The organism is Micromonospora sp. CV4, assembly GCF_003667455.1.
GTDB lineage: Bacteria > Actinomycetota > Actinomycetes > Mycobacteriales > Micromonosporaceae > Micromonospora.
Genome location: NZ_RCVI01000410.1, coordinates 75,213 through 90,597, shown reverse-complemented (window position 1 = coordinate 90,597; position 15,385 = coordinate 75,213). Strand labels below are relative to the sequence as shown.

Annotated in this window: 14 protein-coding genes and 1 pseudogene; 9 read left to right on the top strand and 6 right to left on the bottom strand. The window is 71.3% G+C overall.

Annotated features, from left to right (window positions below):
- Window positions 1-529, top strand: a pseudogene (locus EAD98_RS28900) (hypothetical protein); the annotation flags it as partial.
- A 61-nt stretch (window positions 530-590) separates the two neighbouring features.
- Here the strand turns inward: EAD98_RS28900 and EAD98_RS28895 are convergent.
- The gene (locus EAD98_RS28895; RefSeq protein WP_121657120.1) at window positions 591-1,691 is read right to left on the bottom strand and encodes a winged helix DNA-binding domain-containing protein; all 1,101 of its coding nucleotides are present in this window, start codon (window positions 1,689-1,691) and stop codon (window positions 591-593) included.
- 114 nt (window positions 1,692-1,805) lie between these two features.
- Between EAD98_RS28895 and EAD98_RS28890 the strand changes: the two genes are divergently transcribed.
- Window positions 1,806-2,828, top strand: coding sequence for a YafY family protein (locus EAD98_RS28890; protein WP_121657119.1), 1,023 nt, complete (start codon window positions 1,806-1,808; stop codon window positions 2,826-2,828).
- A 42-nt stretch (window positions 2,829-2,870) separates the two neighbouring features.
- Window positions 2,871-3,410 (top strand): DinB family protein, encoded by a 540-nt coding sequence (locus EAD98_RS28885; RefSeq protein WP_121657118.1) that lies wholly within the window; start codon window positions 2,871-2,873, stop codon window positions 3,408-3,410.
- Window positions 3,411-3,477: 67 nt separating this feature from the next.
- Here the strand turns inward: EAD98_RS28885 and EAD98_RS28880 are convergent, their stop codons facing one another.
- From EAD98_RS28880 to EAD98_RS28860, 5 genes are all read right to left on the bottom strand, one after another.
- On the bottom strand, window positions 3,478-5,631 hold the full coding sequence (locus EAD98_RS28880; protein ID WP_121657117.1) for an FtsX-like permease family protein: 2,154 nt from the start codon (window positions 5,629-5,631) through the stop codon (window positions 3,478-3,480).
- The gene (locus EAD98_RS28875) at window positions 5,628-6,308 is read right to left on the bottom strand and encodes an ABC transporter ATP-binding protein (RefSeq protein ID WP_121657116.1); all 681 of its coding nucleotides are present in this window, start codon (window positions 6,306-6,308) and stop codon (window positions 5,628-5,630) included. The genes EAD98_RS28880 and EAD98_RS28875 overlap by 4 nt, the downstream gene beginning before the upstream one ends.
- Window positions 6,305-6,829 carry a PadR family transcriptional regulator gene (locus EAD98_RS28870; RefSeq protein ID WP_121657115.1) on the bottom strand — a complete coding sequence of 175 codons (525 nt, stop codon included), beginning with the start codon at window positions 6,827-6,829 and terminating at the stop codon, window positions 6,305-6,307. Before EAD98_RS28870 ends, EAD98_RS28875 begins: the two co-directional genes overlap by 4 nt.
- Window positions 6,830-7,121: 292 nt before the next feature.
- On the bottom strand, window positions 7,122-7,838 hold the full coding sequence (locus tag EAD98_RS28865; RefSeq protein ID WP_121657114.1) for an isocitrate lyase/phosphoenolpyruvate mutase family protein: 717 nt from the start codon (window positions 7,836-7,838) through the stop codon (window positions 7,122-7,124).
- Window positions 7,839-7,968: 130 nt separating this feature from the next.
- A complete protein-coding gene (locus EAD98_RS28860; protein ID WP_121657113.1) occupies window positions 7,969-8,955 on the bottom strand; it encodes an N-acetylglucosamine kinase in 987 nt (328 codons plus the stop codon).
- Window positions 8,956-9,051: 96 nt separating this feature from the next.
- Here EAD98_RS28860 and EAD98_RS28855 point away from each other — a divergent pair, with 96 nt between their 5' ends.
- The 6 genes from EAD98_RS28855 (at window position 9,052) to EAD98_RS28830 (ending at window position 15,185) form a co-directional block, all read left to right on the top strand.
- Window positions 9,052-9,969, top strand: a complete 918-nt coding sequence (locus tag EAD98_RS28855) for a MurR/RpiR family transcriptional regulator (protein WP_121657112.1) — start codon at window positions 9,052-9,054, stop codon at window positions 9,967-9,969.
- Window positions 9,966-10,715, top strand: a complete 750-nt coding sequence (locus tag EAD98_RS28850; protein ID WP_121657111.1) for a sugar isomerase domain-containing protein — start codon at window positions 9,966-9,968, stop codon at window positions 10,713-10,715. The genes EAD98_RS28855 and EAD98_RS28850 overlap by 4 nt, the downstream gene beginning before the upstream one ends.
- A 61-nt stretch (window positions 10,716-10,776) precedes the next feature.
- On the top strand, window positions 10,777-12,156 hold the full coding sequence (gene ngcE, locus EAD98_RS28845; protein ID WP_233584017.1) for an N-acetylglucosamine/diacetylchitobiose ABC transporter substrate-binding protein: 1,380 nt from the start codon (window positions 10,777-10,779) through the stop codon (window positions 12,154-12,156).
- The gene (locus EAD98_RS28840) at window positions 12,156-13,064 is read left to right on the top strand and encodes a carbohydrate ABC transporter permease (protein WP_121657109.1); all 909 of its coding nucleotides are present in this window, start codon (window positions 12,156-12,158) and stop codon (window positions 13,062-13,064) included. The genes ngcE and EAD98_RS28840 overlap by 1 nt, the downstream gene beginning before the upstream one ends.
- The gene (locus EAD98_RS28835) at window positions 13,061-13,945 is read left to right on the top strand and encodes a carbohydrate ABC transporter permease (RefSeq protein ID WP_121657108.1); all 885 of its coding nucleotides are present in this window, start codon (window positions 13,061-13,063) and stop codon (window positions 13,943-13,945) included. Before EAD98_RS28840 ends, EAD98_RS28835 begins: the two co-directional genes overlap by 4 nt.
- A gap of 37 nt (window positions 13,946-13,982) precedes the next feature.
- Window positions 13,983-15,185 carry a glycosyl hydrolase gene (locus tag EAD98_RS28830; RefSeq protein WP_121657107.1) on the top strand — a complete coding sequence of 401 codons (1,203 nt, stop codon included), beginning with the start codon at window positions 13,983-13,985 and terminating at the stop codon, window positions 15,183-15,185.
- The last annotated feature ends 200 nt before the right edge of the window (window positions 15,186-15,385 follow it).

The following is a 15,385-nucleotide window of genomic DNA, read 5'->3' as shown; positions in this document are numbered from 1 at the left end:
GACGACCCCGCCGCCGACGCCCCCGCCGCCGACGACCCCGCCGCCGACGACCCCGCCTCCGTCCGGCTCGCCGACGCGGTACCTGCTGCCCGGTGGCGGGCTGGGCGCCGCCGGCGGCGCGGCCACGACCACGGTCGCGGCGGCCAACGGAAACCACGACGGTACGCCGACCAACCCGCAGGTCTTCACGGCGACCGGCCTCAACCTCGCCTACGCCGGCGGACAGACCGCGTTCGACCTGTTCCTGGACGCCGGCACGGCGGTCGGTAACGGCGTGCAGGTGCGGATCTCCTACGACCTGACGGGCAACGGCAGCTGGGAGCGGGTGGAGACATCCCGCTACTTCGCCACCGACCCGGTCCCCGGCTACGAGCACTACACCCAGAGCACCGGCCTGGCCTCGGCAACCGGCACGTTGGGCGCGCTGAGCAACGGCACGGTCCGGGTGGAGGTCTGGTCGGCGATCGGCAACAACCCGAGCACGGTGGGCATCGGCAACCAGTCGGTGCTCCGGCTTCCCTACTCCTGATCGTCCGTGCGCGCCGCCGCCGGTCCGGTACGGCCGGCGGCGGCGCGTCGCACGCCCGTGCTCATCCGGGAAACGGGGCGAGCTCCACCCGGTGGCTCTCCTTGTCGGAGAGGAACGACGCCAACTCCCGCCCCTGTTCGGCGACGGCTTCGCGGTCGGCTCGCGAGAGGCTGCGCAGCGGGGTGACGGTCACGGTGCCGGCCTCGACGCTCCAGGTCGCGGCGACCCGACCGTCGACCAGGACCACGCGTTCGCCGGCCACCGACAGGCCGCGGTGCGCGTCGTCGACGATCCGGCTCCGGTCGTGGTAGCCGAGTATCGCGTTGTCAAAGGCCGGCAGGAACCGGACCGGTGCGGGTGTGTCGGGGTCGGGGCGCGGCGCGTCGGGAAGGTCCAACAACTCGCGGCCGCGCTCGTCGCGGAAGGTCACCAGCTCCCCGCGCAGCGCGGTCACTGCGGCCGGCAGTCCCGCGAGGCCGCTCCAGGCGCGCAGGTCGGCCGTGGCCGCGGGGCCGAAGGCGGCCAGGTAGCGGCGTACCAGCACCTGGCCGACCGGGTCGGTGCCCTCCGGCGCCGGCGGGTCGATCTCCCGACCGAGCCAGGAGGAGAGCAGGGCGTAGCGGGCGCCGGCCCTCGTACGCCACACCCCGCGCGGTGGCAGTTGCACCATCGGGATCAGCGCGGCGACGAGCATCTCACCGATCGGCCTCGGCCCCGGCGCCGGCCAGCGCTCAATGAGGGCCCGCGCGAGCTCGCTCATCGTGCGCGGCTCGTCGTCCGCCATCACCGAGCGGCCCGCCGCCGCCAGCTCGTCGAGGTCCATCCCGTCGAGTTCTCGGCGGTAGGTGCCGAGCACCCGTTGGCGCAGCATGGCGTCGTGGCGGGCCCGCCAGGCCACGACGTCGTCGGCGGCGAGGAGGTGGACGGTACGACGCATGAGGTGCGTCCGCACCACGCTCCGGTGGGTCAACAGGTCCGAGAGCGCCACCGGGTCGAACGCGCGCAGCCTCGACCACAGCCCGACGTACGGTTCCTGCGGTTCCTGCGCCTGTAGGCCGCCGAGGTGCGCGACGGCGTCGAGAACCGGCACGTCGGCGCGATCAAGCAGTAGCTGTCGGGCGAGCGTCGCGCGATTGAGCGCGCGGGTGTCGAGCACCGTCATCGGATGGCGCCTCGGAGGGCTCGTCGGCCCATCGCCTGGGTGGTGGACATACGAGCAACGGTCGCAGGTGAAGCGGCCAGGATCTGGCCTCTTCTCATGGCAGTATCGGGACTCGTGCTGAAGACCTCAGCGCGGCTGCTGTCGTTGCTCTCGCTGCTCCAGGCGCGCCGGGACTGGCCGGGCGCGTTGCTGGCCGAACGGCTGGACATCAGTCCGCGCACCGTGCGCCGGGACGTCGACCGCCTGCGTGAGCTCGGCTATCCCATCGTGGCCACCAAGGGCCCCGACGGGGGTTACCGGCTCGACGCGGGCAGGGACCTGCCGCCTCTGCTGTTCGACGACGAGCAGGCCGTCGCCCTCGCCGTCGCACTCCAGATCGCCACCACCGCCGGCGCCGGCATCGAGGAAGCCGCAGCGCGCGCGCTGCACACCGTCCGGCAGGTCATGCCCGCACGACTGCGCCGTCGCATCGACACCATCCAGGTCACCGCCGTCGAGCGGCCCGCGGCCCGATCGAACCCACCGGCCGACAGCGGCGTGCTCATGGCGCTCAGCGCCGCCGTCCACGCCCGCGACGTGCTGCGCTTCGACTACGACCCCGCATTCGCGCCAGCCGCCGACGGTGACGATCAGGCCGACACCGCGCCACGCCGGGTGCAGCCGCACCACGTCGTCACCTGGGGTGGGCGCTGGTACCTCGTCGCCTGGGATCTCGACCGCGACGACTGGCGCATCTTCCGCGCCGACCGGATCACGCCCCGCACCCCCACCGGTCCTCGCTTCACCCCACGGGAACTACCCGGAGGGGACGTGGCCGCCTTCGTGGTCAGCAGGTTCCAGGGCCCCGAAGGGTGGCCCTGCCGAGGTGAGGTGATCCTGGACCTCCCCGCCGACGTCGCCGCCCGCTACACCAACGACGGACTCGTCGAGGCCCTCGGCCCGGACCGCTGCCGGCTCGTCGTCGGCTCGTGGTCCTGGGCCGGCCTGGCCGCCGCCATCGGTCGGTTCGACGCCGACATCGAGATCGTCGGGCCGACCGAGCTCAGAGACGCCTTCGCGCACCTGGCCCGCCGCTATGCCGACGCCGCGGCCGGCGGGCCGCCCACGCCACCTCGACCGGCCCGGCCGAGCCGGTAACCCGCTTGCATCCGTCGCGGCTTGTCGACAGGGTCGGGAGCCATGAGCGACATGTGGGTGGACCCCGCCGACGATCCACGAACCTCCGGCAACCCCAAGGGTGAGAAGGCGACCCTGCGGGAGTACCTCGCGAACTACCGGCTGACCCTGGAGATGAAGTGCGGCGGTCTCGACGCCGAGCAGCTCGCCCGCCGCTCGGTGCCGCCGAGCACCATGAGCCTGCTCGGCCTGGTCCGGCATATGGCCAAGGTGGAGCACAGCTGGTTCCAGCGCGTCCTGCAGGGCAGAACCGACCAGCCGCGCCTGTTCAGCCGCGACGACGACCGGGACGCGGACTTCAACGACGCCGTCGCGGACCCCGCGGTCGTCGAGGAGGCGTTCGCCACGTGGAAGGCGGAGATCGCAGCGGCCGATCAGTGGCTCGACGCGCTCGACGAGGACGACCTCGGGCGTGAGGTGCCCCTCGGCGACGGCACGGTCAGCGTCCGCGACGTCCTCGTGCACATGATCGAGGAGTACGCGCGCCACGCCGGCCACGCCGACCTGCTGCGCGAGTGCGTCGACGGCCGCACCGGCCAGTGAGCCGGCGCCCGGCCTCCTCGCGGTGACTGGAGCGGCGGGGGCGTTTGTCCCCCGCCGCTCGCCCGGGTCACTCGCTGCGTGCGGTCTCCGGGCCGGTGATCCTTTCCAGCAACGGCAGGGTGGACGCGATGATACCGAGGCAGGCGGCCAGGCCGACGATCACGATCGCGTAGAACTCCGGGCCGGGGGCGGTGAGCGCGTAATCCATTTGTGCCTTGAGGAACAGCTGGGCGGCGACGAAGCCCATGCCGATCGCGACCACCGAGACGGCGAGCATCGGTACGGTGCTCTCCAGGGCGACGACGCGGCGCAGGACCCGCACCGGCGCGCCGCTGAGGCGGAGCAGGCTGAACGGCCGCCTGCGTTCGCTCAGACCACCCACCACACTGACCGCCAGGCTGCAACCGGCCAGGCCGAGGCTGGCGACGATGATGACGTTGGCCAACTGCTGCCAGCCACGCAGCTGGTCGGCGAAGGACGATTCGAACTCACCGGGGACGCTCGGGGCCACCCAGAAGTCCGGGTAGGCGAGTGAGAGGACCGTACGCGACCGTTCCAGCGAGGTCGCCGAACCGTCCGTGCCGACGACGATCGACGCCACCGGCAACCGCTGGAGGTCGTCGAGGGAGACGGGCGCGGCCGGCCAGACCCTGGTGGCGGACGCCGACCCGTCGAACGGGATGAAGTTGTGGGCCACCGCCGCCACGGTGGCGCCGTCGGCGCATCGGCCGTACGCCGCGGGAATGTCCGTGCACGCGAGCACGCCGGGATCGGCCATCCGGTCCGGGTTCCGGTGCACCGCCGTCGCGCTGCGTACACCCGGGATCGAGCGCAGCTCGACCAGCAGTGTGTCGGGCACCGAGAGCTCGTCGTCGGAGAGGCCGGTGGAGAGGGTGGCGGCATCGGTCGAGCCGACCTGGGCCGGGCCACGGTTGGCGACGATGGTGGTGATGACACCGATCGACACACTCGTCACGAAGAGCGCGAGCATGATGCCGCTGATCGCCCGGAAGCCCGCCTTCGGATTGTCGGCCAGGCGTCGCGCCGCGATGAGCGCTGCCGGGCGACGGGCGCGGTTGGCCAGCACACGGGCGCCGACCATGGTGAGCCACGGGCCGGCGAGGACCAGACCGGCCATGATGAGCAGGAGGCCGGGCAGGAACGCCGCCGTCTGGCCGTCCGACGTGACGGGCCGGCGGCCGATGAAGTACGCCAGCTCGGCCACCCCCAGCACGAGGGGGATCAGCCGGTACGCGCGGGGTGGCCGGGGGGTGACCCGCCGCGTGACGCCGAGCGGGGAGATCCGGACGCGCCGCAGCGAGACCCACGCCGCCAGCGCCGCGCCGGCCGGAACGCCGAGCGCGACAATCAGGACGTCCAGTGGTCGCAGGACCATGTCGCCGGGGAAGAAGCGCATGCCGGTGAACGGGATCGCCGCGAGTTGGCCGCGGAACGCGTAGAACAGCGCGAAACCGAGGGCGGTGCCCGCGACGGCCGCGGCGGCGGCCTCGGTCGCCGCGATGATCGAGATCTGCCGGGGCGTCGCGCCGACCAGACGCATCGCCGCGAACCGGTGCTCCCGGCGGGCGGCGCTGAGCCGGGTGGCCGTACCGATGAAGATCAGTACCGGGAACAGCAGCCCACCGGCAACCACGCCGAGGATGAGGTCGACGACCGTCTCGGGCAGCGCGGGGGTTTCGGCGCCGACGCTCGTGAGCTGGCGGACGTTCGGCAGCGCGGCGGCGTCGTCGACGGTGTGGCCGACGAGAACGACGAGGGCGTCCGGCGAAGGCAGGGCCGCGTCGCCGATCGTGCCGAGGCTCCGCCCGGGGTAGCGATCAGCGAGTTCGGCGGCGGGAGTCGCGGCCAGCAGCTCGGTGAGTTCCGGTGAGACGTAGTACTCCCCCGGCCCCGGGGTCTTCGGGATGCCGACCGGGGTCGGCGAGCCCGGCCCGGAGGCAGCGACGTCGATCCGTACGATCTGCTCGCCGCGGAAGTAGTCGTCGCGCGTGGACCACCACAGTGGATCCGCGCTGCCGTCCGCCGACGCACTGGGATAGAGCGATGCGTACCGGGTGAGCTGCGCGTTCACGGCGTTGAGCCCGGCGAGGGTGACCAGCAGCAGTCCGGCGCCGACCGCGACGGCGGTGGCGATGATGATGAGGCGGGTGAGCGCCTCCCGCCCGCCGGCCACGGCGAGGCGGAGCCCAAAGCGGATCATGACGCGATCCGGTCCGGCGCGTTCACGCGGCCGTCGCGCACCATGACCTCACGGTCGGCGTACGCGGCGACCCGCGGTTCGTGGGTGACCAGGATGACCGTGGTGCCCTGCTCACGGGCCGCGGTGACCAGCAGGTCCATGACCTGCTCGCCGGTGAGCGAGTCGAGTGCGCCGGTCGGCTCGTCGGCGAAGAGCACCTCTGGCCCGGCGACCAGACCTCGGGCCAGGGCGACCCGCTGGGCCTGCCCCCCGGAAAGCTCGCCGGACCGGCGCTGCTCCAGCCCTTCCAGGCCGAGCCGCTCGAACCAGCCGTGGGCCTTGCGCAGCGCCTCGGCCCGGTCGGTGCCGTTGAACAGCAGTGGCAGTGCCACGTTCTCCGCGGTGGTCAACTCGGGGACGAGCTGACCGAACTGGAAGACGAACCCGAAGCGGTCCCGACGGAGGCTGCTGCGTCGGGCCTCGGTCAGGGAGTCGACCCGGGCCCCGTCGAACAGGACCTCGCCGGAGTCTGGAACCAGGATGCCGGCCAGGCAGTGCAGCAACGTCGACTTGCCCGAGCCGCTGGCCCCCATGATCGCGACGATCTCTCCGGACTCGACGGCGATGCTCGCGCCCCGGAGCGCGGGTGTCTGGCCGAACGAGAAGACGATGTTCCTCGCTTCGATCGCGATGGTCATGGCCGTACCGCTTTCCTCAGGGCGTCCAACCGGGCGCCGGTCATCTCGATCCACCTGAGGTCCGCCTCCAGGTGGTACAGGCCGTGATCGGCCAGCAGCGCGTCGACGAGGTTGCCGGTGCGCTTGATGTCGGTGAGCTCACGCATCCGCTGAAGGTGCGCGCTGCGTTGCGTGTCCAGGTATTCGTCGGCGGGACGGTCCAGCATCAGCGCGAGGACGACCTTGGCGAAGAGGACGGTCTGTAGATGCGGTTCCGGCTCGACCGGCTGGGTCAGCCACTGCTCGACCTCGGTGGCGCCCAGGTCCGTGATGATGTAGCGCTTGCGGTCGGGCCCTTCGCCGGGGCCCACCTCGCTGATCACCACCTTGCCGTCGCGAGCCAGGCGGCTGAGGGTCGAGTAGACCTGGCCGAACGGCAGTGGCTTACCGCGACCGAAGTAGGTGTCGTACTCGCGCTTGAGGTCGTACCCGTGGCTGGGCTCGCGGTCGAGCAGGCCGAGGAGGGTGAGAGGAACGCTCATGGCAGCACCATACACCGGAGGTATACACCGCGTATATATCTTCGGTTTCTACGCCCGCCAGGGGTGAGATGGGTGGGGTCCGGTCGGGGGCGGGGTCGCCCTTCCAGGCAGGCGGTGTTGCGAGCGGTATACCTGGAAGTCATAAATATGACCCTGAGGTATACCGCTCGTTGGTGACCCATGCCCGACGTCGGCTCGTCGGCGAGTCGCGCTGTCGGCGTCGGCGCCGGTCGGCGCCGGTCGGCGCTGTCGGCGCTGTCGGCCAGCGAGGATCCGACCCGCCCGCCGGACGTCAGACGCGCAGCGCCGCCGCCAGCTCGCCGATCGCCCGTGCCGCGTACCGCTGCATGCCCGGGCCGAAGGTGAGACGGGTGGCGCCCAGCCGTCCCAGCTCGGCCACGGACTCCTTGTCCGGCTCGGCAGCCATGTTGATGGGGCCCGCAATGCCCTCCCGCAGCAGCGGCAGCACCTCGGGCGGCGCCAGGAGCGGGTACACGCAGTCGGCGCCGGCGGCCACGTACAGGCGGGCGCGGGCCACCGCGTCAGCCGGATCACCCGTTCCCACCAGGAAGGTGTCGACGCGCGCGTTGATGAAGAGCGCGTCGCCCGCCTCCGCACGCACCTCGGCCAGCCAGTCCGCGTGCCGCTGAGGGTCCTTGAGCGTGGCGTGGCCCTCGGAGTCCTCCAGGTTGCAGCCGACGGCGCCCGTCTCCAGGAGCCGCCCGACCAGCTCCCTGGGGGCGAGGCCGTAACCGCCCTCGATGTCGGCGGACACGGGCACGGAAACGGCGCGGACGATCCTCGCCACCGCGGCGAACATCTCATCGGGCGGGGTGGCGCCGTCCTCGTAGCCGAGCGACGCGGCGATCCCGGCGCTCGGTGTGGCGAGCGCGGGGAAACCGGCGTCGGCGAAGATCCGGGCGCTGGCCGCGTCCCACGGCCCCGGCAGCACGAGCGGGTCGCCGCTGGCACGGCCGTGGTGCAGGGCGCGGAAGGTGGCGGCGGTCATTTGACGTCTCCCGAGGATCGCGGTGGTGGCACAGACGTGCCAACGCTACGCGCCGGCCTCTCTCACCAACCCGCCGCACGACCCCTTCGGCCACGTCACGGCGCTCGGCCGGGTGCGGTTGGGCACCGCTTCAGGGGATCACCTGGCGCGCGCCGCCGCCCGCCGCCCCGGGGAGCGGCCCAGCCGCGGGGACCACGTCCAGCAGCATGCGGGGGTGCAGGCGCGCCGCCTCCGCCGGGTCGGTGACCTGGCGCAGTGCGAGCCAGGCGGCCCCGACGGCCGGATCCCGGGCGGTCGCGACCGGGCCGGCGAGGGTGGCCAGGACGGCCGCTCGCACCGGGGTGGTCCTGGTGAGCAGGCTGCCGGCGAGCACGACCGGGCCGTCCGGCGGGCCGAGCTCACCGAGGGTGGCGACGAGCCGGGCGGCGGCGTCGGCGGTCAGCCGCTCGGCGAGGGGGTCACCGGCCACGGCGCACGCGCACACCAGGGGTGCCAGCGCGGCGAATGCCCCCGGCTGCTGACGGCCAGCCCAGTGCACGAGTTCGTCGCAGGTGGTCGCCTCGGTATGCGCCGCGATCGTGGCCGCCAGCCCGGTGTCCACGGTCGGCGTGGACCAGGCCCGGGCCACCGCGCGGACGGCCTGGAGTCCCAGCCACAGGCCGGAGCCCTCGTCGCCCAGCAGCCAGCCGAGACCGTCGGCGGTGCGGCCGACGCGCCAGTTGTCGATGCGGGCGGCGACCGCGCCGGTGCCGGCGATCAGCACCGCGCCCGAGTGCGCCGGGGTGCCGGCCGCGAAGGCCGTCACCGCGTCTCCGACGATGGCGACCGGACAGGTCAGGCCGCACTCCGTCCACGCGCGGTCGAAGGCCGCCGCGATCAGCGGATCCACCATGATGCCGGCGCCGGCGATGCCCACGACGCCGGCGCGCACGGATGCGGGGTCGTGGCCGCCCAGGGCCTCCCGCACCGCCGCGCCGATGGAGCGAGCTGCCGCCGGGCCCGTCGCCGTCGGATTGCCCGGGCCCGCCGAGCCGCGTCCTGTCACGGTGCCGTCCCGGGTCACCACGACCGCGCGGGACGCCGTGCCACCCGCGTCGACACCCAGTACCAGCACCATGCGGCAGATCGAAGCATAGAAAGTTCTTGTTGACTAGACGCACGAGCGGTCGTAATTTTCATTACCAAAGCGAGTCGATGAAAAGGACGATCACTGGTGACGGGTGAGAGTGGCGGGCTGCTGGTGCGGCTCCGCATGGAGGGGCCGGCCATGCCGGAGGCTCTGGCGAAGATCGCCGAGGCGATTCTGAGTGATCCGGAGACGGCGGCCCACGCCAGCATCGTCGATCTGGCCGAGCGGTCCGGGACGTCCACCGCGACGGTCACCCGGTTCAGCCGCGCCCTGGGCTTCAAGGGTTACGCGAACCTCCGCGTGGCCGTCGCGACCGAGACCGGCCGGGCCGAGCAGGCACGCTGGGAGACCGACATCTCCGGGGACATCGCACCCGACGATCCCCTCGGCAGCGTCCTCGACGTGATCACCGCCGCGGACACCCGGGCCATCCAGGCGACCGCGTCCGGCCTGGACACCGCCGCGATCGAGCGCGTGGCGGCCGCGATCGCCGCCGCCGGCCGAGTCGAGATCTTCGGGCTGGGCAGCAGCGGCACCGCGGGCAGTGAGATGGCGTTCCGGCTGGAACGCATCCGCGTTCCGGTGCGGTACCGCGCCGACACGCACACCGCCCTGACCAACGCCGCCCTGCTCGGGTCGGGCGACGTCGCGATCAGCCTCTCCCACTCGGGCCGGACCCGCGAGGCGATCGAGGTGCTCGCCGAGGCCGCCGACCACGGCGCCCTGACCGTGGCGGTCACGTCGTTCGCGCGTTCGCCGCTGGCCGAGGTCGCCGACGTCGTCTTCACCACCTCGGTGCACGAGACCACGTTCCGGCTAGCGGCCCTGTCCGCCCTGCACTCGCAGCTGCTGATCCTCGACCTCATCTACGTCGCCGTCGCGCAACGCACCTACGAACGCACCGCCGAGGCGCTCGAACTGACCGTACGGGCCGTCGACGCGCACCGGGTGCCGGAGACCACCGCCAACCGCAAGCGAGCACGGAGGGAAAAGCCGCTGTGACGATCACAAGCGCCGACTACGTCGAGGTCATCACCAAGGCCATCGAACGCGTCAGCACCACCCAGGGCGACCGGGTGGCGCAGGCCGCCGACCTGCTGACCGCGACGCTTCAGGCCGGCGGGGTGATCCAGGCGTTCGGCTGCGGACACTCCGAGGCCCTCGCCATGGAGATCGCCGGCCGGGCCGGTGGCCTGGTGCCGACCAACAGGATCGCCCTACGCGACATCGTCCTGTACGGCGGCGAGCCGACGAGCGTGCTCAGCGACCCCCAACTCGAGCGCACGCCCGGCATCGCGCACCGCCTCTACGACCTCGCCCCGATCAAGCCCGACGACGCATTCGTCATCGCCTCCAACTCCGGCGTCAACGGCGCGGTGGTGGAAATGGCGCACCTCGTCAAGCAGCGCGGGCACGCGCTGATCGCGATCACCTCGATCGAGCACTCGACCCGGGTCGAATCCCGGCACGACAGCGGGCTCAAGCTCGCCGACCTCGCCGACGTCGTGCTCGACAACGGCGCACCGTACGGCGACGCGTCCCTCGACTACGGCAACGGCGCCGTCGGGGCTGTCTCGTCGATCACCGCGGCACTGCTGGCTCAGCAGATCGTCACCGAGGTGGTGGCACGGCTGCTGGCACTCAATGTCACCCCGCCGGTCTACCTGTCCGACAACGTGCCGGGCGGGCGGGAGCACAACAGACACATCGAAGCGCGGTACGCCGGGCGCATCCGGCGTACCGCTTAGGGAAAAGGCCCAGCTGATGAACCCTTCACCCCTGTCCGGACCGTACCCCACGAGACGAACTGTGCTGCGCACGGCGGTGACCGCCGGTGTGGCCGTACCCCTGCTGAGCGCCTGCGTGACCAGTGGCAGCGACGACGATGACCCGGCCGCCGGCAACACCGGCGCCAAGAGCGCCGACAACCCGCTGGGAGTCAAGGCGGACGCGCCGCTCGAGGTCGTGATCTTCAAGGGCGGGTACGGCGACGAGTACGCCAAGCGCGCCGAGACGCTCTACGCCCAGAAGTACGCGGGCGCGAAGATCGACCACCAGGGCATCCAGAAGATCGGGGAGGCGTTGCAGCCCCGGTTCGTCGCGAACACCCCGCCGGACGTCGTGGACAACACCGGCGCCAGCCGCCTCGACATCGCCACCCTGGTCTCCGCCGGTCAGGTCAGCGACCTGAGCCAACTGCTCGACGCTCCCGCCTACGACGATCCGAACAAGACCGTCCGCGACACGCTGCTGCCCGGCGTCGTCGACGACGGCACGTTCGACGCCGTGCCGCTGACCCTGAACTTCACCTACACCGTCTGGGGTCTCTGGTATTCCAAGCCGCTCTTCGCGTCGAAGGGCTGGGCCTTCCCCAAGACCTGGGAGGAGATGCTCACGCTCTGCGCGACCATCAAGGCGGCGGGTATCGCGCCCTGGACGTACCAGGGGAAGTATCCGGAGTACATCAACGATCCGCTGCTCGGCATGGCCGCCAAGACCGGCGGATTGTCGCTGGTCAAGGCCGTGGACAACCTCGAACCGAACGCGTGGAAGGCCCCCGGTCTGATCGGCGCGGCCGAGGCGTTCGCGGAGCTGGCCGGCAAGGGCTACATCATGTCCGGCTCCGAGGCGCTGTCCCACACCGAGGCGCAGGCGGCGTGGTCGCAGGGCAAGGCCGCGTTCATCCCGTGCGGCTCGTGGTTGGAGAGCGAGCAGAAGGGCGTCACGCCGGCGACGTTCGACATGGTGATGGGTCCGGTGCCGTCGCGGACGACGGCGGACGCGCTGAAGCAGACGGCCGTGCAGGCGGCCAGCAGCGAATCGTTCCTGGTGCCGGCGAAGGCGAAGAATCCCGCCGGCGGCATGGAGTACCTGCGGATCCTGTTCTCGAAGCAGTCGGCGAAGGCGTTCGCCGAGACCGCCGGGACCCTGCCCGCGGTGGCCGGCGCCACCGACGGTCTGACGCTGAGCAGTGGCCTGGGCTCGGTCCGCGACGCGGTCCAGGCGGCGGGGAACGAGACCTTCACCTACCGGTTCCGCACCTGGTACGCGCCGCTGGCCAAGGCGGTCGACGACGCCACCGGTGAACTGGTGAACAGGCGTAGCACCGCCGCCCAGTGGTCGGACCGGATCCAGAAGGCGGCCGACGCGCTGGCCAAGGACTCCTCGGTGAAGAAGTACACCCGCTGATGAAGCACGGTCGGTGGCGGTTCCTGGCCGGCGCGCTGGTGCCCGCGCTGGTGCTGCACGCGGTCTTCGTGCTGTCGCCGTACGCGCAGGCCTTCTACCTGTCGCTGACCGACTGGACCGGCGTCGCCGGCGAGGCGCGTTTCGTCGGGGCGGGCAACTACGCCCGCCTCGGCGGCGACTCCCTGTTCCTGGACGCGGTCCGCAACAACGCGGTGATGCTGGTGGTGGTGCCACTGGTGACCATCGGCATCGGGCTGTTCCTGGCGAGCATGATGCACCTGGGCGGCCGCGGTGGGCGACGGGCGATCGCGGGCTCGGGCGCGTACCAGATCGTGTATTTCTTTCCGCAGTTGTTGTCCCTCGTGGTCATCGCGGTGCTGTGGGGGTTCGTCTACAACCCGAACAACGGCCTGCTGAACGGGGCGCTGCGGTCGGTCGGTCTGGACGGCCTGACCCGGAGTTGGCTCGCGTCGCCGTCCCTGGCGTTGGTGGCGGTGATGGCGGTGCTGGTCTGGTCGTCGGTCGGCTTCTACGTGGTGCTGTTCAGCGCCGCCATCGACAGCATTCCCCGGGAGCTGTTCGAGGCCGCGTTGCTCGACGGGGCCGGTGGCTGGGCGACCTTCCGCACGGTGACGTTGCCGCTGGTCCGGGAGAGCGTGCAGGTCGCGTTCGTGTATCTCGGCATAGCGGCCCTGGATGCCTTCGCCGTCGTACAGGTGATGACCGTCGGCCCGGGCGGCCCGGACGGCGCCACCGAGGTGATCGGCCTCTCGCTCTACCGCAACGCCTTCCAGTACGGCAAGTTCGGCTACGCCTCGGCCATGGGGGTTGCCCTGTTCTTCGCCACGTTGACCCTGGCCGTGCTGGCGCTGCGGTCGGGCCGCAGGGAAAGACTGGAGCTGGCATGACCCTGACCCGTGAGCGCACGGTCGTCGCCGCCCGGCCTGCCCCGGGGCGTCGTGCCCGGCGCTCCCCCGCCGCCTTTCCGGTGCACCTCGCCATGCTGTCCTGGGCCGTCGTCACCGCGTTGCCGCTGCTCTGGGCGGTGGTCAGCTCCTTCAAGACCGACAACGAGATCCTCAACGAGCCGTGGTCCCTGCCGGCCTCGCCGCAACTCGACAACTGGTCGCGGGCGTGGACGCAGGCCAGCATCGGCCGGTACTTCCTCAACAGCGTCATCGTCGTGGGTGGCGCGCTGTTGCTGACCATGCTGCTGGGCTCGCTGGTCGCCTACGCCCTGGCGCGCTACGAGTTCCGCGGCAACCGGCTCATCTACTACGTCTTCGTGGCGGCGATGTTCTTCCCGGTGTTCCTGGCGCTGGTGCCGCTCTTCTTCGTCGTCCAACAGTTGGGACTGCTGGGCACGTACCCCGGTCTGATCCTGGTGTACGCGGCGTACGCCGTGCCCTTCACGGTCTTCTTCCTGCACGCGTTCTTCCGCACGCTGCCCGGTGAGGTGGCGGAGGCGGCGTTCATGGACGGCTGTTCGCACAGCGGGGTCTTCTTCCGCGTGATGCTGCCGATGGCCCGGCCGGGTCTGGTCGCCGTCGGCATCTTCAATTTCCTCGGGCTCTGGAACCAGTACCTGCTGCCACTGGTTCTCAATCCCGACCCGGACCGGTACGTCCTGGCACAGGGTCTGGCCGCCCTGTCGGTCAGCCAGGGGTATCGCAGCGACTGGAGCGGTCTGTTCGCCGGCTTGACCATCGCCATGCTGCCGGTGCTCGTCGCCTACGTCGCGTTCCAACGGCACATCCGCGCCGGTATGACCGCCGGCGCGGTCAAGTAGGTCCCTTCTCATCCCCACCCAACGGAGGTCCCGGCTCATGCCCATCGACAGACGTAGATCTTTAGGGTTCGTGGGAGCTGCCGCCCTGCTCGGCACACTGGCAGTCTTCACCAGCGCACCCAGTGCGTCCGCCGCCGAGTGCGGCTACCTGTTCGACGACTTCTCCTACACCTCGTCGAGCGACAGTTCCCTGACCGCGCACGGCTGGACACCGCGCAGCTACTCCGGCGGCCCGGGCGTGCCCGGGGCGACCTGGTCCCCGAACAGCATCTCCTTCCCCACGGCCGACGGCCAGAAGGTCATGCAGCTCACCGCCTCGACCGACGGCACCGGCGCCGGCACCAACCAGGCGGAGCTGTACAGCACCCAGAAGCGCTACCTGGAGGGCACCTACGCCAGTCGGGTGCGTTTCACCGACACGCCGGTCAGCGGGAACGACGGCGACCACATCAACCAGACGTTCTTCACGATCAGCCCGTTGAACGGCGACCTCGACCCGACGTACAGCGAGTTGGACATCTCCGAGTACCTGCCCAACGGCGGATGGGGCGAGACCGGTCCGATCAACTACCAGACCACCTGGTACACGTACCGCAACGAGCCCTGGTACGCGGACAACGTGCACTCCGAGCAGCGCCGCAGCCTCAACGGCTGGCACGACCTCGTGGCGACGGTGGCGAACGGCCACGTCATCTACTACATCGACGGCGTGCAGGTGGGCGACCACTCGGGCAAGTTCTACCCCCGGCAGACGATGACGATCAACTGGAACCTCTGGTTCATCGACACGGCGGCCCACTCGGGCGGGCTGAGCACCTACATCCAGCAGGTCGACTGGGTGCTGTTCGCGAAGAACCAGGCACTCACCCCGTCGCAGGTGACGGCGAAGACGGCGGCGTACCGCTCGGCGGGCAGCACGTTCGCCGACACGGTCGACTCGACGGGTGGCTGCTCCAACCCGCCGACGAACCCGCCGACGACGACGCCGCCCACCACGACGCCTCCCACCACGACGCCTCCCACCACACCGCCGCCGGCCGGCAACTGTTCCACCGCGCCGGAGTGGTCCTTCGGCACGGCGTACACCGGGGGCCAGACGGTGAAGCACGAGAGGAGCAGGTACGGCGACCCGAGCGGTCCGCCGTCGGGTGACGGCAAGCACCTGTGGCGGGCGCGGTACTGGACACAGGGGTCGGAGCCGGGCTGGACACAGCAGTGGGAGGATCTCGGCCGCTGCTGAGGCGGACGGCGTCCGTAGAGGAAGGGCACGGGCGGCCGCTCGCGCGTCACCGGCGAGCGCCCGCCCGAGCCCGACCCGGAAACGGCGGCCCCGGCGGGACGCCCGGAGGTGAGCCCTTTCGGGTGTCCGGGCATGTCCCGTTTTGTAGGTTCGGAGGTGACAGGAACCTTGCCAGTCGCCAGCGCCTCCACTCCCGGTCG